Source organism: Actinotignum timonense (genome assembly GCF_002860685.3).
Classification (GTDB): domain Bacteria; phylum Actinomycetota; class Actinomycetes; order Actinomycetales; family Actinomycetaceae; genus Actinotignum; species Actinotignum timonense.
Genome location: NZ_CP136960.1, coordinates 1,862,942 through 1,881,469, shown reverse-complemented (window position 1 = coordinate 1,881,469; position 18,528 = coordinate 1,862,942). Strand labels below are relative to the sequence as shown.

Annotated in this window: 15 protein-coding genes and 2 tRNA genes; 12 read left to right on the top strand and 5 right to left on the bottom strand. The window is 61.3% G+C overall.

Annotation, left to right across the window (positions count from 1 at the left end):
- The first annotated feature begins 56 nt into the window (after positions 1 to 56).
- The 4 genes from CYJ17_RS07865 (at position 57) to CYJ17_RS07850 (ending at position 2,863) form a co-directional block, all read left to right on the top strand.
- Positions 57 to 128, top strand: a tRNA-Asn gene (locus CYJ17_RS07865).
- A gap of 121 nt (positions 129 to 249) precedes the next feature.
- On the top strand, positions 250 to 1,674 hold the full coding sequence (locus CYJ17_RS07860) for an IS3 family transposase (RefSeq protein ID WP_087069845.1): 1,425 nt from the start codon (positions 250 to 252) through the stop codon (positions 1,672 to 1,674).
- Between the two features lie 114 nt (positions 1,675 to 1,788).
- Positions 1,789 to 2,301, top strand: coding sequence for a peptide deformylase (gene def / locus CYJ17_RS07855; protein WP_087070650.1), 513 nt, complete (start codon positions 1,789 to 1,791; stop codon positions 2,299 to 2,301).
- 55 nt (positions 2,302 to 2,356) lie between these two features.
- Complete coding sequence (locus tag CYJ17_RS07850) at positions 2,357 to 2,863, top strand: DUF3145 domain-containing protein (RefSeq protein WP_026428785.1); 507 nt, start codon at positions 2,357 to 2,359, stop codon at positions 2,861 to 2,863.
- Between the two features lie 18 nt (positions 2,864 to 2,881).
- Here CYJ17_RS07850 and CYJ17_RS07845 read toward each other — a convergent pair whose 3' ends face one another.
- On the bottom strand, positions 2,882 to 3,319 hold the full coding sequence (locus tag CYJ17_RS07845; RefSeq protein WP_087070651.1) for a phosphopantetheine-binding protein: 438 nt from the start codon (positions 3,317 to 3,319) through the stop codon (positions 2,882 to 2,884).
- A gap of 34 nt (positions 3,320 to 3,353) precedes the next feature.
- Between CYJ17_RS07845 and CYJ17_RS07840 the strand changes: the two genes are divergently transcribed.
- The 4 genes from CYJ17_RS07840 (at position 3,354) to CYJ17_RS07825 (ending at position 5,934) form a co-directional block, all read left to right on the top strand.
- Complete coding sequence (locus CYJ17_RS07840) at positions 3,354 to 3,968, top strand: hypothetical protein (protein ID WP_087070652.1); 615 nt, start codon at positions 3,354 to 3,356, stop codon at positions 3,966 to 3,968.
- Between the two features lie 48 nt (positions 3,969 to 4,016).
- Complete coding sequence (locus CYJ17_RS07835; protein WP_087070653.1) at positions 4,017 to 4,631, top strand: L-threonylcarbamoyladenylate synthase; 615 nt, start codon at positions 4,017 to 4,019, stop codon at positions 4,629 to 4,631.
- Positions 4,628 to 5,290 (top strand): HAD hydrolase-like protein, encoded by a 663-nt coding sequence (locus CYJ17_RS07830; RefSeq protein WP_087070654.1) that lies wholly within the window; start codon positions 4,628 to 4,630, stop codon positions 5,288 to 5,290. The genes CYJ17_RS07835 and CYJ17_RS07830 overlap by 4 nt, the downstream gene beginning before the upstream one ends.
- A gap of 176 nt (positions 5,291 to 5,466) precedes the next feature.
- Positions 5,467 to 5,934: a hypothetical protein gene (locus CYJ17_RS07825; RefSeq protein WP_101595542.1), complete on the top strand. Its 468-nt coding sequence runs from the start codon at positions 5,467 to 5,469 to the stop codon at positions 5,932 to 5,934.
- Between the two features lie 88 nt (positions 5,935 to 6,022).
- Here CYJ17_RS07825 and CYJ17_RS07820 read toward each other — a convergent pair whose 3' ends face one another.
- The 3 genes from CYJ17_RS07820 to aceE all read right to left on the bottom strand — a co-directional run bounded on the left by CYJ17_RS07820 (position 6,023) and on the right by aceE (position 12,739).
- Positions 6,023 to 7,810 (bottom strand): ABC transporter ATP-binding protein, encoded by a 1,788-nt coding sequence (locus tag CYJ17_RS07820; protein ID WP_087070656.1) that lies wholly within the window; start codon positions 7,808 to 7,810, stop codon positions 6,023 to 6,025.
- The gene (locus CYJ17_RS07815) at positions 7,807 to 9,768 is read right to left on the bottom strand and encodes an ABC transporter ATP-binding protein (protein ID WP_101657649.1); all 1,962 of its coding nucleotides are present in this window, start codon (positions 9,766 to 9,768) and stop codon (positions 7,807 to 7,809) included. The genes CYJ17_RS07820 and CYJ17_RS07815 overlap by 4 nt, the downstream gene beginning before the upstream one ends.
- Positions 9,769 to 10,003: 235 nt before the next feature.
- The gene (gene aceE, locus CYJ17_RS07810; RefSeq protein WP_087071189.1) at positions 10,004 to 12,739 is read right to left on the bottom strand and encodes a pyruvate dehydrogenase (acetyl-transferring), homodimeric type; all 2,736 of its coding nucleotides are present in this window, start codon (positions 12,737 to 12,739) and stop codon (positions 10,004 to 10,006) included.
- Positions 12,740 to 13,076: 337 nt separating this feature from the next.
- On the opposite strand from aceE, the gene CYJ17_RS07805 reads away from it, so the two are divergent.
- Both CYJ17_RS07805 and CYJ17_RS07800 read left to right on the top strand, forming a co-directional pair.
- Positions 13,077 to 13,475, top strand: a complete 399-nt coding sequence (locus CYJ17_RS07805; RefSeq protein WP_026428793.1) for a DUF3052 family protein — start codon at positions 13,077 to 13,079, stop codon at positions 13,473 to 13,475.
- Positions 13,476 to 13,636: 161 nt separating this feature from the next.
- Positions 13,637 to 13,710 (top strand) — tRNA-Val (locus CYJ17_RS07800).
- Positions 13,711 to 13,741: 31 nt separating this feature from the next.
- Here CYJ17_RS07800 and CYJ17_RS07795 read toward each other — a convergent pair.
- Positions 13,742 to 14,581 (bottom strand): aldo/keto reductase, encoded by an 840-nt coding sequence (locus CYJ17_RS07795; RefSeq protein WP_087070658.1) that lies wholly within the window; start codon positions 14,579 to 14,581, stop codon positions 13,742 to 13,744.
- A gap of 169 nt (positions 14,582 to 14,750) precedes the next feature.
- Here CYJ17_RS07795 and CYJ17_RS07790 point away from each other — a divergent pair, with 169 nt between their 5' ends.
- Entirely contained in the window at positions 14,751 to 16,367 is a 1,617-nt protein-coding gene (locus CYJ17_RS07790; RefSeq protein ID WP_234984492.1) for a peptide MFS transporter, read from the top strand.
- Positions 16,368 to 16,459: 92 nt separating this feature from the next.
- Positions 16,460 to 18,514: a CocE/NonD family hydrolase gene (locus CYJ17_RS07785; protein WP_101595539.1), complete on the top strand. Its 2,055-nt coding sequence runs from the start codon at positions 16,460 to 16,462 to the stop codon at positions 18,512 to 18,514.
- The last annotated feature ends 14 nt before the right edge of the window (positions 18,515 to 18,528 follow it).

Sequence of the window (18,528 nt, the reverse complement as noted above, 5' to 3'; positions counted from 1 at the left end):
CACCTCTCAAGTTGCTTCACGGCCCGCCATTGACTATTATCTTTTCTGTTGCAAATTCCCGCATAGCTCAATGGCAGAGCATTCGACTGTTAATCGAACGGTTGCTGGTTCGAGTCCAGCTGCGGGAGCGAACGAACGGCGGTGAGCGTAGGCTCGCCGCCGTTCTGCTCTGTCCGGCACCCGCGGCGCGGGTTAATAGACAAAAGGGGGTGCGGACGGTTTCCTAGAGATTTTTAAGGAGAACGTTCAATGAGTAAGCGTACGTACACGAGAGAGCAGATCCGTAAAGCCCTCACCACCTACCAACGCACGCAATCGGTAACCGCCACAGTCCGTAAACTGGGCTACCCAGGCCGAGACACGCTCTACAAATGGATCCGGAATAGCAACGAGAAACCAGAGCAGAGAAAACCGAAGAAACACGCCCCTAACCAGAAAATATCAACGGACGTGAAAGTAACTGCCTGCAAGCGATTCCGCAGCGGGGAAAACGCCTACACTATCGCCCAGGATCTAGGAATCGTGAACTGCACAAACATCTATGCTTGGGTTAAAAAGTGGGATGCGGAAGGCAGTCTAGGACTCATGAACGAGAAAGAATGCGACCAGATCAAAGCGAAAACCCGCCACCAACTGGAAGCCCAGCTACCCCAAGACCCGGAAGAATTACGTGCTCTTGTAGCCGATTTAATCGTGCAGAAACGCGTCTTGAAAGCCCAGCTCGAGCTAGCAAAAAAAGGAAAAGCCCGCACAGGCGGGCGCAGTGAAGCGGTAGAGAAAACACGGGTAGCTAACCAGCTACGCTCTACCACGCCGCTAGCCATGGTCTTAGATACCTTGGATTTGCCGGCAAGCTCGTACTATTACACCGCTAAACAGCTAGAGCGGCCTGACAAGCATGCTCGCTTGCGTGAGTTGATCGCTCAGATCGCGCGCGAGGGCTTGTATACGTATGGGTATCGGCGTATCCGTTTAGCGCTTAGAAAGCTTGGGTATGTGGTCTCGGAGAAAGTCATCCAGCGCTTGATGCGGGAAGAGGAAATCCCGGTCAGGTATGCCAAAGCACGCCGGAAGTACTCTAGTTACGGCGGGGAGATCAGCCCGGCACCGGAAAACCTAGTCGAGCGTGACTTCCACGCTGATGAGCCCGGACGGCTTTGGCTCACGGATATCAGCGAGTTCCACGCAGCTAACGGGAAGGTTTATCTCTCCCCGATTATTGACTGTTATGACGGGAAAGTCGTGGCGTATACGAGGGGATTACACCCAACCTCAGTGTTGGCTGATTCCTCCCTTGAAAACGCCCTGGCAACCCTCCCGCACCAGCGTCTAAACGAGCTACAAGCCGGCCAGAGTGAGCATCCACTCGTGATCCATTCGGATCGGGGAGTCCACTACCGGTCTGTGTCCTGGATTGAGCTTACGCGGCGTTACGGGTTGACGCGGTCGATGTCGAAGAAGGGGTGTAGTCCGGATAATTCTGCTTGTGAGGGGTTTTTCGGGCGGATGAAAACCGAGATTTATCACGGGAAGAAGTGGGCTACAACCGATGAGTTATGCGAGGCGATAGACGAGTATATGTTCTTCTATAACCAGAAGCGTATTACCTTGAAGTTCGATGGTTTAACGATTGTGGAGCATCGTCAAGCGGTTTTAAGCGATAATGTCCAATAAACAGTCCGCAGCCCCATTTGTCTATTAGCCCCGCGGCGCGGCCCTGTAAGCTATAAGCCTAAGCCGTGGCGTGCGAGCGTTACTACTGTGAGAAATCTTATAAAGGAGTTCGTGATGGCATACCGGGAGATTCGCGTGGTGGGGGACCCGGTCCTGCGCACCCCCTGCGATCCGATTCGGGAGATCACCCCGGGCATCGTGCGCCTGGTCGAAGACCTCCTCGAAAACGTGAACGACGCCGCCCGGGCGGGCCTAGCAGCCAACCAAATCGGGGTCTCCCTGCGCGCCTTCTCCTGGCATATCGACGGCGAGATCGATTACATCCTCAACCCCGTGATCGTGGCCCTCTCCGAAGATGAATACCAGGATGGCGAGGAAGGCTGCCTATCCGTCCCGGACCTGTACTACCCGACCAAGCGCGCCTGGAACGCCCGCGCGGAAGGTATCGACCTGGACGGCAAGAAGAAAATCGTGGAAGGGGAGGGACTCCTCGGGCGTTGCATCCAGCACGAATGCGATCACCTGGACGGCCACCTCTACCTCGACCGCCTGGAGCGGGAGGTCCGTAAGCAAGCGATGCGCGATATTCGCCAGCTGCGCGTCTCTTCTGCGCTACAATCGCTCTAGTAGCCCCTCCGCGTGGGTAGCACGGGGAAAGCCACCCAAGCGCAGGAGGAATGCTATGGCACACAAATACGCCACTCGCGGCGTCATATTCATTCACTCTGTTATGCCGGCCGTTCAACCCCACGTTGAATGGGCGGTTACAAGCGTGCTCGGATACGAACCGCATTTTGAGTGGACGAAACAACCCGCCGCCCCGCATATGAACCGGGCAGAAGCCTCGTGGACGGGAGAAGTGGGAACCGGAGCCATGCTCGCCTCCGCCCTCAACGGCTGGGAGCATTTGCGTTTTGAGATCACCGAGGATGCCAGCCCGGTATCCGAAGGAGGCCGTTGGTCCGCCACCCCCGGCCTCGGTATTTTCTACGCCCAAACAGACCTGACCGGCAATGTGGTGATCCCGGAAAACCGGGTGCGGGCCGCCCTGGAAAACGCGGGGAACGACGCCGCAGAAATGCGCCGGCTCCTCGATATTGCCCTCGGCCAAGCCTGGGATGATGAGCTTGAGCCCTTCCGCTATGCCGGCGCGGGCGCACCGGTACGCTGGCTGCACCGCGTGGGCTAAAGCCCGAGAAATAGCGGGTTAAAGCCCCAGGGCAGCCCGCAAATCCTCCGCGGACAGCGGGGCATTTTCATCCGGCACATCCGGTGCATTTGATTGATTCGACTGATCCTGCGCATCCGCCTTATCCGACTGCTCCGGGCTAGGCCCCGCCGCCGCATCCGCGCTTGTGGCAGCGGGAGTGGGGCGGGCCGCAGCTGCGCCGTCGTGCTGAGAAGAAGAGGTGGTGAGGCTGAGGTCCGCGCCCGGGCAGCTGAGCCGCACTAGCTCCCCGAGGGTGCGCGCCGCGCAGATCTCGCTATCGGGCACCACCACGCCGCTGGCATCTTCCAGGGTGACTGCAATAGCCCAGCGTGTCACGCTATCCACGCGGCTCAGCTCGAAACTTTCGGTGGCATCCGGGTAGCCTTCGCGCTCCAGAACACCCGCGCCCAGCGACATGAGTTGCGCTACCTCCATCGCACGACCTCCCTATTTTCGGTACGCTCGCATCATGGCATTCCTCGATTTGATGCAGCAACTCTTCCAGCATACCCGGGCCCCGGAAGCCGGTACGGCCACCGCGCAGGCGCTGCGTGATCGGCTTGCTGAGGATCCGAACGACGTCGAGGCTTTCACCCAGCTCGTCACCCTGGCACGCGAGGCCGAAGGTGAACTCCCGCCCGCCGATCCGCTCACCGCGGAGGGCATCGGAACCGGAAGCATCCTTTCTGCGGACCTGGCGATTTATGCCCTCGCCGAAGAACTCTCCAGCTCACCGGCTTCCTGGTACCCGCAGCTGCATATGGCTCGCCTTGCGGTGGAGTCCGATCCCGAGCGGGCCCTGCGGCTCCTCACCACCGCCACGGATCGCAATCCGGATGGGCACATCCTCGCCCGGGCCATGGCAATTCTGCGCGATGCCGGGCACCCGGATCAGGCCCTCAGTTTGGGGCTGGCCCATTGGGATCCGGCCACCCACAGTTTCGAGGCTGGGGAGGCGCTGGTGCGCACCGCACTGGCGGCCGGGCGCACCAATGAAGCCCGCGCCTACCTGCGGGAAATGGAACCCTATGCCGGGGCGGCCGAGCTCGCGGAGCTGCGGGAGGCGGTGAGCGCGGCGGAGTAGTCAAAACCGCCGCTTTTTCGTGTCGCAGCCTCGACTAGACTAGGGGCTATGGCTACCTTCATTGATATTCATCCTGAGGATCCGCAACCGCGGCTCGTCACCAAAGTGGTGGATCGGCTGCGCCGCGGTGAGGTGGTGGCCCTGCCCACCGATTCCGGTTACGCCATTGTGTGCCAGATGGGCAATAAGGAGGGCCTGGAGCGGATTCGCAGCATCCGGCAGGTGGGTGATAAACACCATTTCACCCTGCTATGCCACGATTTCGCGCAGCTCGGGCAGCTCGTGATCGTAGATAATCCCGATTTCCGGCTCATCAAAAGCCTCACGCCCGGGCCCTACACCTTCATTCTCAAGGGCACCAAAGAAGTGCCGCGCATGACCCTCAACCCGAAGAAACACACGGTGGGCGTGCGCATTCCCGATCACCGCATCACCCAAGCTGTGGTCACGGAAATGGGCGAACCGCTACTTTCCTCCACGCTGATTCTTCCCGGCGCGGAAGAACCCCTCGAAGAGGGCTGGATTGTGGAAGATGAACTGGGCTATGCCCTAGATGTGGTGGTGAACGGGCCTGTGGGGCGCGGCCCCACCACCGTACTTGACCTGGTAACTAACGAAATCGCGAGACAAGGAGCAGGCGATACCGCCGGACTTGACCTGTGAACCCTATCCTTATTGATCTGGACGGAACCTTCCACGATTCCGCCGCTATCGTCAAAGAAACTTTCCGGGCCACCCTGCGCGAAGAAATGGGGGAGGACCACCCCGAAGAATTCTTCGTGCAGTTCATCGGCCCGCCGCTCATCGATACTTTCACGAAGCTCGGCGCGGCCGACCCGGTGGAGATGGTGCGCCGCTACCGGGTGCGTTACGAACAGCGCATGCTCGACACCCCGATTTTCCCCGGGATGCGCGAATTGGTCGAGGAACTGGATGCGGCCGGGGTGCCGCTGGCCATTGCGACGTCGAAAAACGAAAAGAATGCCCGCGCGATTCTGGAACACCAGGGCGTGGCGCAGCACTTCCGCTATATTGCCGGGGATCCCGAAGATATCCCCGGGTACGGGAAAGCTGAGGTGGTGGGGGCCGCGCTGCGCGAATTGCGGGCGCAGGGAATTGATACCTCGCGTGCCCTCATGGTGGGGGATCGTATTCACGATGTCGACGGCGCAGGCCAGCACGGCCTTCCCACGGTGCTCGTGGAGTGGGGGACTGCCCCGCGTTCCGAATGGGAGCTGGCCTGGCGGCACGTGGGAACCGCACGCGAGCTCGGTGAGATCCTGTGGGATTTCGCCGGGGTGGAGCGGTCACAATCCCATTAATATCGGGCACGGGCATATTAACATAGGGTCACAGCAGCATTAAGGCTGGATACAATTTGATTAAGATCTGAGTAGCGAGGCGTGCGGCCGTATACATCCCCCCGAGGCGTCGTTAGACTCCCACATAAGATCGTCACCGTGGCGGTTGAATACCTAATTCAACGGAGGGATCTGATATGAACGCGTATAAGGCTGGAAAGATCGCGGCGGGAGCTGCGGTTCTCGGTGGTTTTCTTGGTTATCCGCTCCTCTACATTAACGCCTTGGATATCTTGCAATGGGCCTCAGAATTTAGCCTCGCTATCTGGACCTGTACCTGTTTTGGCATGCTCTGGGTCGCGCTCGGCCAGGTTTATGTCCTGGGGGTCTACCAGTGGTTTGGGCTGCTGGAACAACCCCGGCGCTCTGCACCGGCGTGGCTGCGCCCCACCATGCAGGCCGTCCCGGTGATCGCGGCTGCCCTCGGAGTGATCCTCCTGGTCTTCCTCATTATTAAGGATGCCGGGCATCCGAGCATACTCATTCTCATGGCTGCCCTGTGGGTGCTCAGCCTGGGTGCCAGCGCGGTAGCGCGGCTCATGTCCAGGTATCTTGCCAGCCGGGAAATTTCAGTGGAGGAGAAGCTCGCGGTTCCAGTCGCCTAGGCTCGCAGATCTCAGGATCGCGGTTAGCATGGCGCACCACCAGCATAAGCTCACACCGCCGCCAGCACAGGCTCGAACCGCCGCTAGCTCAGGCCCACTGGCTTTCGTAGAGGCGGGCGTAGGCGCCGCCGGCGGCCAGCAGTTCCTCATGGGTGCCGCTTTCTACCACGTCCCCGGCTTCCATAACAAGGATCGTGGTGGCATTGCGGACGGTGGAGAGCCGGTGCGCAATGATGAAGGAGGTGCGCCCTTCGCGCAGCCGCTCCATCGCATCCTGGATAAGTGCCTCGGTGCGGGTATCCACCGAACTGGTGGCCTCATCCAAAATAAGCACATCGGGATTGGCCAGGTAGGCCCGCGCGATGGTGATGAGCTGTTTCTCCCCGGCGGAAACATTCTCGCCCTCATCCCCAATATGGGTATCAAAACCGTGGGGGAGGGTCTCGAGAAGATCATCAATGCCCAGGGCGGCCGCGGCGGCAATGGCGTCGTCGCGCGTAGCACCGTCCTTCCCGAAAGCGATGTTTTCCCAGACCGTTCCGTCAAAAAGCCAGGTGTCTTGCAGGACCATCCCGAAATGTTCCCGTAGGGATTCTTTCGTGAAGGAATCGATGGGCGCGCCGTCCACGGTAATCGCCCCGCCGTCTACTTCATAAAAGCGCATGAGTAAATTGACGAGCGTGGTTTTCCCGGCACCGGTGGGCCCTACAATCGCCACGGAATGCCCCGGCTCTACCCGTAGCGAGAGATCGCGGATCACCGGAGTATCGGGCTCGTAGGCAAAACACACGTGCGAGAATTCGATGGTGCCTCGCCGCGCCTCGGGGGCCACCACCTCGCGGTAGCTGGAACTCGCATCCGGGGCCATCTCCTCCTGGGCCAGGTAATCGAAAATGCGCTCCGCGGAAGCCGCCGCCGATTGAATAAGATTCGCGGTGGAGGCCAGAGACTGGAGCGGATGGGAGAGCTGGCGAGTGTATTGCATCATCGCCTGCAGCCCGCCAATCGTCATGGTGCCGGCCATCGCCTGAATACTGCCCAGAAGCGTGACGATGGCAAAAGAACCGTTCTGCACCAGCATCATAAGCGGCTGGGACATTTGCGCGATTGCCTGCGCGCGGAAAGACGCATCGTAGAGCTGCGCATTCGCGCTATCAAACTGCCCTTGGAATTCATCTTCCAGCCCGTATGCGGCCACCACATCCAGCCCGGTGAAACTTTCCTCCACCACCGCGGACACATCACCCGTGAGGCGCCACTGGTCGCGGAAATAGGGGCGAGAGCGGCGCAGCAGCAGGAGGATCCCAATAATCCCCACCGGGATGACCACCAGCGAGGCGAGCGCCACCGACCAGGACAAATAGACCATCACCGCCACGATCCCGATGATCTGGTAGATCGCGGAGAGCACTTCGGAAAGAGTTTGCAGCAGGGACTGGGTCACGTTATCAACGTCGTTCGTGACCCGCGAGAGTACATCGCCGCGCTGCTGCTTATCCAGCACGGATAGCGGCATCCGATCAATTTTCTGCTGGCAATCCCGCCGCATCTCATAACCGAGATCCTGAATAATAAGGCGAATAATATAACCGAACCAGAAACGCAGCAGCGCCGAGAGAATATAGCACCCGGCCGCCAGGCTCAGCACCCGCGCCAACCCCGGAAAATCGACACCGCCGGAACGGATTCCATCCACCACCACATTGGTGCCCTGCCCGAGTAGGAAGGGAGCGGCAACCACCGCCGCGGTGGAGATAAGCGAAAGCAGCAGCACCGCCACGATCCGCCCCACGTAATGGCGCAGGTAGTGGCGAATAAGGGTGAGAAGCGCCCCGCGGATATCGCGGGCTTCGTCAATATTTCCGGCACCTCTCATGCCCGCGCCTCCTCGCTGGTTGCGGCCGCTGTGCCGCTCGGTTCCGTATCGCTTGGTTCCGTCCCACTTGCCCCCGTGCCGCGTTCCGCGCCGTTCGCTTCCGCGCTGCCTTCCGGCCCGCGCTCCTGGGAGCGCACAATCGAGCGGTACATGTCATTTGTTTCCATAAGTTCGGCGTGCGTGCCGCAGCCTACTACCTCGCCGCAATCCAGTACGACGACGCAATCAGCGCTGCGGGTCGTTGAAATACGTTGGGCAATGATGACCACCGCCGCATCCCGGATCCGCTCCTTGAGGTTGGCCCGCAGCTGGGCATCGGTGGCGTAATCGAGGGCGGAGAAGGAATCATCGAAAACTACCAGATCAGCCCCGGACTGCCCGGAGCTATCGGGTAGGGCCCGGTAGAGGGCCCGCGCGATGGTCAGGCGCTGGCGCTGCCCGCCGGAAAGATTGGTGCCCCCGGTTTCCACCGGCATCTCCAGCCCGCCCCCGGCTTCCACGAAATCCCAGGCCTGGGCGCAGCGCAGTGCATCAATGACCCGCTCCTGATCGATATCGCGGGTGGAGCCGGCAACATTGCTGGCCACCGTGCCGCTGAACAGGAAAGCCCGCTGGGGCACGAGGGCCACCCGGCGGCGGAAATCAGCGAGTCGAATATCGCGCACATCCACTTCGCCCGCGCCGGCCTCACGCGTTCCAGCACCACGCGTTGCGGCACTGCCGGATTCTGTTTCGCCGGCCTCGCCACCCGCTCCGGCCCCGGCGCCGCCTTCTACGGTGAAGCGCCCGGTGCTCACATCCACGAGGCGCGGCAGTATTTTCACCAGCGATGATTTGCCCGAGCCCGAGGCGCCAATAATCGCCGTCGTCGTTCCAGGCCTGAAGCACAAAGAAATGCCGCGCAAGGCAGGCTCGTCCGCATCCGCGTAAGTGAGGGAAATATCGCGCAAGCGGAAGGTGACCGGGCCGGGCGGCATCTCCCGCGCATCCGGCGCGTCCGTAATAGAAGGAACGGTGGTATTGACTTCGATGACGCGTTCGGCGGAAACGTTCCCGCGCGGAACCACCATAATAATCATGCCGAGCATCATGACCGCGCCCAGAATCATCATGAGGTAGGTGATAAACGCGACGAGCGCCCCCACCGGCATGGAGCCTCCGGCAATTCGATGCCCGCCAATCCACACGATCAGCGCGGAAGCTAGCCCGATGACCGCGCTCATGGCCGGTAGCAGCGCGGACCATATCGTGCCGATCTGGAGCATAATCGAACGGAAATTGCGGTTATGAACCTCGAATTCCCCGGCCATGGCTTCTTCGCGGCGGAAGGCCCGAATTACCCGCACCCCGGAGAGCTGGGAGCGCAGCGCATCGTTAATGGCGTCCACGCGCCGCTGGAGAGTTTCGTAGCGTGTGGCGAGCATCGCGGTACACACCAAAATAATTGCGGTGAGCACCGGGATAATCACGAGGAGGGTGAGGGAGAGAACTACGTCTTGCCCGATGGCCATGAGCACCCCGCCCACGCCCATAATCGGGGCCGTCACCATAATGGTGAGGGACATGAGCGTGACCATTTGGATTTGATTGACGTCGTTCGTGGTGCGGGTGACCAGGGTGGAGGCCCCGAAACGCTGTTGGTCCGCGGGCGAAAAACGCTGCACATGCGCGAAAGTTTCGCGGCGCAGCTCTCGGCCCAGGTGGGTGGAGACCAGCGCCCCGTAATAGATCGCCCCGATAGCGCAGAGCACCTGCGCGAGGGTGAAAAGGCCCATGAGCAGCCCGCGCGACCAAATATAGGAGCTATTGCGTTCCAGAATGCCGTAATCGATAACGTTAGCGCCCAGCGCGGGGAGGGTGAGCCCGAGGAGCACCTGCGCGATCTGTAGCACAGCAATCGCGAGGAGCTGGAATTTGCGGTCGCGCAGATGCCTCCACGCCAGTCGATAAACGGTCAATCACTAGCCTCCATATATGTGTGGCGGTCCGAAAGCTCAACTCGCGATAATTATTCACGGGTGAGAAAGGACCGCCACACTATGCTACGTGTGAGAGCACGGATGCTCAAACACTATTCAATTAGTTACGACGACGCCGGGCCTGCGCCGCTGCCGGTGCAGCGCCCGAGCGCCGTAGCTTGGGCGTGCCGGGAATCCCGGTGATGCCGGGAGCGCCGGCGTGGCCCGCGCCGCTTTACTCCGGGTCGTTATCGGGAACCGGTTCGGCAGCTGCCGGGTTATGCAGATCGTACTTCTCGATTGCCTGGCGGACAACCGAGCGGTCGATCTTGCCGGCCTTGGCCAGCGCGTACAGGGCCCGCACCACCATGGTGGCGTCGTCGATCTTGAAGTAGCGCCGGGCGGCCGGGCGGGTATCGGAAATACCGATGCCCTTGGCGCCGAGCGTCTCATAATCACCGGGGATCCATTCGCGGATGGAATCCTGGACCTGGTGCTCGAAATCGGAGGTGGCGATGAAGGGGCCTTCTTCGCCTTCCAGCTTCGCGGTCACGTAGGCCTTGCGCGGTTCTTCCTCCGGGTGGAGGTAGTTGTATTCGTTGGTGGCCAAGCCGTCTTTACGCAGCTCATACCAGGAGGTCACCGAGTAGACGGTGGCATCCACGCCCCAGTCATCGCGCAGCATGCGCTTGGCTTCGCGGGCCCAGCGCACCCCCACGCCCGAGGAGAGCAGATTGACGCGCGGGCCGCCCAGGCCATCAGCCTCATCGAGCTTGTAGATACCGCGGATAATGCCATCCACGTCCACATTCTCCGGTTCGGCAGGCTGGTGGATGGGTTCGTTGTAGACCGTGAGGTAGTACATGACGTTTTGCTCACGCCCGTCCGAGCCATCCCCGTACATACGCTTCAGGCCATCCTTGAAGATATGGCCGAGTTCATAAGCGTAGGCCGCATCGTAAATGACCATGCCCGGGTTGGTGGAGGCGAGAACGGGGGAGTGCCCGTCCATATGCTGGGAGCCTTCACCCGTGAGGGTGGTGCGCCCGGCGGTGCCACCAATAATGAAACCGCGGGCCAGCTGATCGTAGGCCGCCCAGAACTGATCCCCGGTGCGCTGGAACCCGAACATCGAGTAGAAGATGTAGAAGGGCACCATCGGGGTGTTATGGGTGGCGTAGGAGGTTCCGGCCGCCACGAAAGCGGAGAGGGAACCGGCTTCGGTAATACCGGTGTGGAGCAGCTGGCCCTGGGTGGATTCCTTGTAGGAAAGCAGCATATCGTGGTCCACCGCGGTGTACTGCTGGCCCTGGGTATTGAAGATCTTGGCGGAGGGGAACATGGAATCCATGCCGAAGGTACGCGCTTCGTCCGGAACGATCGGCACCATGCGGAAGCCGAATTCCTTATCGCGCATAATGTCCTTGAGCAGGCGAACCAGAGCCATCGTGGTGGCCACCTTCTGCTTGCCCGAGCCCTTCTTCATGGACTGGAAGGGCTTATCGGCCGGCAGGGCGATCCCACCCTGGTGGGTGCGGCGCTGGGGCAGGTAGCCGCCGAGTGCTTCGCGCCGCTCGCGCATATGCTTCATGGCCGGGTGATCTTCAGCCGGCTTGTAGTAGGGCGCGTTATAGGGATCTTCCAGCTGGGAATCATCAATGGGGATACGCAGGGTATCGCGCAGCAGCTTGAGATCGTTGCTATTGAGCTTCTTCATCTGGTGGGTGGCATTACGCCCGGCGAAGTTCGAGCCGAGGTCATAACCCTTGACCGTTTGCGCCAGAATCACGGTGGGCTGGCCCTTATGGGCCAGGGCCGCCCGATAGGCGGCGTAGATCTTGTGGTGATCGTGGCCGCCGCGGCGCAGCGCCCAAATCTCATCATCGGACCAATCTTCCACCATGGCCTTCGTGCGCGGATCGCGCCCGAAGAAGTTATTGCGCACGTAGGAGCCGTCATTCGCCTTGAAGCCCTGGTAGTCACCGTCCGGGGTGGAGGTCATGAGATCTACGAGGGCGTGGTCCTTATCCTGGGCCAGGAGCTTATCCCAGCCCGAACCCCACAGCACCTTGATGACATTCCAGCCCGCGCCCTTAAAGAAGGATTCGAGTTCCTGCACGATATTGCCGTTGCCGCGCACCGGGCCGTCCAGGCGCTGGAGGTTGCAATTGACCACCCAGGTGAGGTTATCCAGCTTCTGGGAGGCAGCCAGCTGGAGCATACCGCGCGATTCGGGTTCGTCCATTTCGCCATCGCCCAGGAAGGCCCATACGTGCGAATCCGAGGTGTCCTTAATGCCGCGTTCGCTCAGGTAGCGATTGAACCAAGCCTGGTAGATGGAGTTCGTGGCGCCCAGCCCGAGGGACACGGTGGGGAACTGCCAGAAGTCCGGCATCTGGTGGGGGTGCGGGTAGGAGGGCAGGCCGCGCCCGCCGGAAATATGGGAGGCTTCCTGGCGGAAGGAATCCAGATCCGCTTCCGTCAGGCGCCCTTCTAGGTAGGCGCGGGCGTAATTACCGGGGGAGGAGTGGCCTTGGAAGAAGATTTGGTCCCCGCCACCGGGAGCATCAGGGCCGCGGAAGAAGTGGTTGAAGCCCACTTCGTAAAGGGTGGCCTGGGCGGCGTAGGAGGAAATATGGCCGCCCACCCCCACGCCGGGGCGCTGGGCACGCGTGACCATCACGGCCGCATTCCACCGGGTCCAGCTGCGGAATTGGTGTTCGAGTTCCTCTTCTTCCGGGGTGCCCGGGTACGGAGGTTCTTCTTCCGCCGGAATCGTATTGATATAGGGCGTGACGAGATCAGGGGAGACCGAAACTCCCTTGGAGCGTGCGTGCTCATCCACGCTGGCGAGGATAAACCGCGCCCGATCCGCACCATTTGTTTCAATCAGATCATCCACGGACGCGAGCCATTCGCGGGTTTCTTCCGGATCAACATCCGGGATCTGGCTGAGCTGGCCGGACACCATGCGATCATCAGAATCTTGTGAAGCCACGGAATCTCCTCCATTGCTTGAGTGGTTGTAGTTCATAGGGACGTGTCAAGGCTACCCGTTCGCGGCTTTAGTCCCAGAACGGCTGTGGTACCTCTTACACATGCACTCTTATATTACCGCGTTGTTGAGAGCCATCGCACAGGCATGAGCGGAATTAAGCTGAGCGGTGGACGGGGCGCATGGCCGGTGGCTTTCGCGGCGCCCGCGGAGCGGGCGGCGCGCGTCGTCGTACGGTAATGATCACCAAAATCACGGGCGACGCGGCTGAGATTAACTTGAAAAAATGCCGGCGATCAGATGAGCTTAAGCCATGAGTTCGTTTGGTTTCCAGAAAGGGAACATCATCCAAGAATTTGGCTACGACGACGACGTAGCCGCCCAGGTCCGCGCGCAGATCGAAGAAACTATCGGAAGCGCGCTGGTGGACGAAGATTCGCGCGATATCGTGGACGGTGCCATCGCTTGGTGGCGCGCGGACGACGGAGACGTCGATGACCTCACCGATTTGCTCCTGGATATCAAGGCTAATTTCGACGACGAAAATGCTATCTGCTGGCTCTTTGTGCCCACCGGGCGAGTGTCGAATGCGGTGCCGCATAACGATATTGAAGAGGCCGCCGATACCGCGGGCATGCAACCAACCACATCCGTGGCCCTCGGGGAGTCCTGGACGGGCGTGCGCCTCACCAATAAGGGCCTGCGCTACTAGAGCCGCCGGAGGGTTCCGCCGGTATTTTCGGCGCAGAGCCGTGCGGTAGGCCGGGCCGGTAGCGCCGGCGGACAGTCGCAACGGAAGCGCTGCCGGTATTTTCGGCGCGAAGGTGCGCGCGGGCCGCGTATCGGGTAGGATCATCCGAGTGCGCAGCGCGCGGGCCCGTAGCTCAGTTGGTCAGAGCACCTGGTTTACACCCAGGGTGTCATCGGTTCGAATCCGGTCGGGCCCACTCTTTATGCCGTGAGCGCCGTGAGATTCCGTTACCACTCCTCGTGCGTGCGCGCATCCCAGACGTGCAGGTCGCCGGTGTCCAGCGCGGCCAGATCGCGCATATCCGAGTCGTCCAGGGTGAAGTTGAAGATATCGGCATTTGCCCGCCAGCGCTCGCGTTGGGACGACGACGGAATCGCCACAATGCCCTGCTGGACACACCAGCGCAGCACAATCTGCCCGGCACTCACCCCGTGCTTGGCAGCCAGGCGCGCCACCACAATTTGATCCAGTAGCTTTTCCGGCCCGCCGAGCGGCCGCCACGCCTGGGTGACAATACCGTGGCGCTCGTGGAAAGCACGCAGATCGGTGCGCGGGAGGGCAACCGAGAGCTGAACCTGGTTGAGCACCGGCCACACCCCGGTGGCCTCATGCAGGCGGGTGAGATGTTCGGGCAAGAAATTCGAGACCCCCACGTGGCGCACCAGGCCCTCCGCCTGCGCCGCGAGCATCTCCTCCCAGGTTTCCACGTACAGGCCACGGGAAGGATTGGGCCAGTGGATGAGGAGAGCGTCAAGATAATCGGTATCTAGGCGACGCAGCGAATCCTCAATACTGCGCCGGGTATAGCGCTTCCCCTGTTCCCCGCCGGCCACCTTGGAGGTGATGAATACCTCCGCGCGGGGTACCCCGGAGCGTTTCACCGCTTCCCCAACGGCCGTTTCATTGGCGTACTGCTGGGCGGTATCGATAAGGCGGTAGCCATCGGCAATGATCTGGCCGAGCGTGGTGGCGAGCTCGTTACCTTTGGCCAGTAGGGAGCCGATTCCAACCAGGGGAATCTGGCCGCCATCGGCAAGGGGAATTGAGGGAATATCGCATGTGGTCATGCCCCACAGCCTATCAATGTGACCGATGTCATGTCTATTCGAGTTTTTCCTATGGGCTCAGGGCTTGCGGCGGGTGGGCGGTAGGGCGAAAACGATAAAAAAGTACTCAAATAGCGGTTATGTCGGAGGCCCTTGTTACCCTGGAAAACGGATAGCAAGGAGTACCAACGTGACTGACCTACCCCATGAGGGCAACCAGACTGATACCACCACCGCGGACCTCCCCACCCACGCGCAGATTGCCGCGCAGGTCCCCGATAACGTCGAGAATCCCAAAAAGTACATTAAGGAACATAAGGAAGCCCTGCGCCGCGACCGGCGCGCCCGCGCCACCCGCTCCTTTATGGGCCAACCCACCGGCCTGTATTCCCTTTTCGGCCTGGAACTCTGGGAGCGTTTCTCCTACCTGGGCTTCCAGGCCATCCTGGTCCTCTACTTCACCGATGCCATCGCCAGCGGCGGGCTCGGCTACGCGGAGGACGTGGGATCCTCCATCGTGGCCGCCTACGGTGCCCTCGTCTACCTGCTTTCCATCGCGGGCGCCTGGATTGCGGATCGTATTTCCGGCACCTACCGCACGGTGCTCTGGGGCGGCATTGTTATTGCCGCGGGTCATATCGCCATGGGTATCCCCACCGAATTCTTCACCTGGGTGGGCCTGGGCCTCATCGTGGTGGGAACCGGGCTCCTCAAACCCAACGTTTCCACCATGGTGGGTGAACTCTACGCACCCGGGGATAGCCGCCGCGATGCCGGCTTCTCCATCTACTACGCCGGTATTAATATCGGGGCGTTCCTCGGGCCGCTGGTGGCCGGGTTCCTCGGCCAACGGGTGCATTGGCACGCCGGTTTCGCCTCCGCCGCGGTGGGAATGATCCTCGGCCTCATCGCCTACGTGGCAACCGGGAAAAACCTATCCGGGCGCGCCAAAGCGCATCGCATCCGCGCCAGTTTCGTGGCGGACCGTTCCTTCTGGATGCTCGTGGGACTGGTTGGGGGAGTAGTCGCGGTAGCCACGCTTTTCGCCACCTTCTCCTCCGCCACGCTCAGCGACGTCGTCAATGGCATCTCCGTGATCACCTGGATCGTGCCGGTGTTCTTCTTCCTGTGGATGTACCGCTCCCCGAAGGTCACCCCGGTAGAACGGCGCAATCTCATCCCTTACGCGCTGCTGCTCATCGCCCTCATCCTCTACAACCTGCTCTATTTCCAAACCGGAAATACCCTCAACCTCGTGGCCCTCAACGCCACCGATAACACCATCGGCTCCCTGAGCTACCCCTCCTCCTATTACATTTCCCTCACCGCCATCGTGGAAATCATCATGGGGCCGGTGCTCGCCTGGATCTGGCTGAAAATGGGCAAACGCCAACCGCACGTGGCCGCAAAAGTGGGGCTGGGCGCGGTGCTCGGCGGGATCGCCTTCGTCATCGTGGCGCTCGCGGGCATCCTCACCCCGCGCGGGGCTCTTCTTATGCCGCTGTGGCTGGTGGGATGCTATATCTTCCTCGGCCTGGGGGATCTGGTGCTGCAAACCTCGGGGATGTCGGCCACCACGAAACTCGCCCCGCGGGCTTTCGCCTCCCAAACCATGGCCCTGTGGTTCGCGGCGATGGCCTGCGCCCAGGGAATCCAAGCCCAGGTGGTGAAATTCTTCGATTACGAAAATATGGCCGCCTCCATCCCTGCCTACTTCGGAGTGCAGGGAGCGGTGGTTATCGGTTACGGCGTGCTGCTCATGGCGCTTACTCCGTGGATGCGCTCACGTATGAAAGTCGTCGCGTAGAGCTGGCGGCGTCGTCGTTCCTCAACGCGCCCCACGAAAACCGCAGCACACGCACAGAAGCAACACAGCACAGACGCCTAGGAAGGAGAACAATGGAGTACATCACAGATTTTCCCTACGAGACTGAGATTCGCGAGGGGTGGATTCCGCTCTCGGACGGCACCCGGCTGTGGATGAAAGCCTGGATGCCGCGCACGGAAGAAAAAGTGCCGGCGATCCTCGAATATCTGCCCTACCGCAGCGGGGACTGGACCGCGCCGCGCGATCACGAACGCCACCCGTATTACGCCGGGCACGGCTACGCTTCCATCCGGGTCGATATCCGCGGGCACGGCAATTCCGAGGGTATCCCGGGCGATGAATACGATGCGCAGGAACACAAAGACGGCCTGGAAGTCATCGAGTGGATTGCCGCGCAGGAGTGGTGCACGGGCAGCGTGGGTATGTTCGGGATTTCCTGGGGCGGTTTCAATTCGCTCCAGCTCGCCTCCTACCAGCCGGAAGCCCTCAAGGCGATCGTCACCACCTGCTCCACCGACGACCGCTACGACAATGACGTGCACTATTTCGGCGGCTCGATGCTCGCGGTGGATATGCACGCCTGGGGAGCCACCATGCTCGCTTTCGAATCCCGGCCGCCGGACCCGCGCGCCGTGGGGGAAAACTGGAAGTCCATGTGGCTAGAGCGCCTCAATAATATGGAGCCCTACGTGGATACCTGGATGAGTCACCAGACCCGCGATGCCTACTGGAAACACGGCTCGGTGTGTGAGGATTATTCGAAACTCGATGCGGCGGTGCTCGCGGTGGGCGGCTGGTTCGATCCGTACCGCGATACCGTGCTGCGCCTGGTGGAGAATCTTTCCGCGCTGGGGAAGAACGTGCGCGGGCTGCTCGGGCCGTGGAGCCACCAGTACCCGGATCGCGATCTGCGCCCGGGGCCGCATATTGATTTCCTCGGGGAAACGCTGCGCTGGTGGGATAGGTGGCTCAAGGGCGTGGATAACGGCGCAATGGATGAGCCGCTGCTGCGCACCTGGATCAGCGACCCCATGCGCCCAGCCTCGGTATACGAGGAAATCGAGGGCCGCTGGGTGGCGGAACGTGCCTGGCCCTCCCCGGATATTGAGCCGCTTCGTTTTGAATTGGGGCAGGCGAGCGTATCGCCGGGTGCGGTGCGTGGCGGCACGATTCTTGTGAAGTCGCCGCAAGACATCGGCTCGGATGCCGGGCGGTACTTCCCGTACGGGAACGACGCCGATTTGCCGGTCGATCAGCGCGGCGACGATGGCCGCGCGGTGACCTGCGATTTTTACCTGGGGGAATCGGTCGAGATTCTCGGTAATGCCAGGGTGTTGTTGCGCTTGCGCAACGGCGGGGAGCGCGGGCATATCTATGTGCGCCTGGAAGATGTGGCCCCGGACGGTGCCTCCACGCTCATCACCCGCGGGAACCTCAATCTGAGCGCTCGCGAGGGGCGCGAGCGGATCGTGGAAATGCCCGCGGGGCAGTGGGTGGATGTGGAGATTCCGCTTACCGGTATTGGCTACCATTTCGCGGCCGGGCACACGTTGCGGGTGGCGCTTTCCAGTGCTTACTGGCCGTGGATTTGGCCGGTGCGGGAAAACGCCGGGGTGGAGGTGGATCTGGGGGCTTCCGCGCTGGTGGTACCCGCCCGCCCGATCCGCCCCGGGGGAGAACGCGATGCCCTCGACGATGCGGTCAGTTTCGCCGGGCCGGTCCAGCCCGTTGGTTTGGACGTGACATACCCGGAAGCGGGGGTTGCCGGGGCGCGCCGCCCCGAACGCCTCATCGCCCGCGACGTGGTGAAGAAAGAGACGTTTATCCAGGTAGATCCGGCCTACGGAGGAACCCGGGTCTACCCGGACGGCCTCCACTACGACGAAGATTCCGTGGAACGCTACTGGATTTCCTGGGATGACCCGCTTTCGGCCCGCACCGAAGCCGAATGGAAAATCGGGCTGGCTCGCCCGGATATCGATTGGGAGGTCCGCCTGGAAGCCGATACCCGCATCCGCTGCGACGCGAAGAACTTCTACGTGCAATCGGTGGTCACCGCTTTCGATCACGAGGAAGAAATTTTCCACAAGGAGTGGGAGCGCACCGTGGAGCGCACGGCGTCCTAGGGTAGGGTGAGTCC

What these genes read in the sequence shown, in the direction of transcription:
- CYJ17_RS07860 (WP_087069845.1), top strand. Translation starts at nt 250, where the DNA reads ATGAGTAAGCGTACGTACACGAGAGAGCAGATCCGTAAAGCCCTCACC.
- def (WP_087070650.1), top strand. Translation starts at nt 1,789, where the DNA reads ATGGCATACCGGGAGATTCGCGTGGTGGGGGACCCGGTCCTGCGCACC.
- CYJ17_RS07850 (WP_026428785.1), top strand. Translation starts at nt 2,357, where the DNA reads ATGGCACACAAATACGCCACTCGCGGCGTCATATTCATTCACTCTGTT.
- CYJ17_RS07845 (WP_087070651.1), bottom strand. Translation starts at nt 3,319, where the DNA reads ATGGAGGTAGCGCAACTCATGTCGCTGGGCGCGGGTGTTCTGGAGCGC.
- CYJ17_RS07840 (WP_087070652.1), top strand. Translation starts at nt 3,354, where the DNA reads ATGGCATTCCTCGATTTGATGCAGCAACTCTTCCAGCATACCCGGGCC.
- CYJ17_RS07835 (WP_087070653.1), top strand. Translation starts at nt 4,017, where the DNA reads ATGGCTACCTTCATTGATATTCATCCTGAGGATCCGCAACCGCGGCTC.
- CYJ17_RS07825 (WP_101595542.1), top strand. Translation starts at nt 5,467, where the DNA reads ATGAACGCGTATAAGGCTGGAAAGATCGCGGCGGGAGCTGCGGTTCTC.
- CYJ17_RS07820 (WP_087070656.1), bottom strand. Translation starts at nt 7,810, where the DNA reads ATGAGAGGTGCCGGAAATATTGACGAAGCCCGCGATATCCGCGGGGCG.
- aceE (WP_087071189.1), bottom strand. Translation starts at nt 12,739, where the DNA reads ATGGTGTCCGGCCAGCTCAGCCAGATCCCGGATGTTGATCCGGAAGAA.
- CYJ17_RS07805 (WP_026428793.1), top strand. Translation starts at nt 13,077, where the DNA reads ATGAGTTCGTTTGGTTTCCAGAAAGGGAACATCATCCAAGAATTTGGC.
- CYJ17_RS07795 (WP_087070658.1), bottom strand. Translation starts at nt 14,581, where the DNA reads ATGACCACATGCGATATTCCCTCAATTCCCCTTGCCGATGGCGGCCAG.
- CYJ17_RS07785 (WP_101595539.1), top strand. Translation starts at nt 16,460, where the DNA reads ATGGAGTACATCACAGATTTTCCCTACGAGACTGAGATTCGCGAGGGG.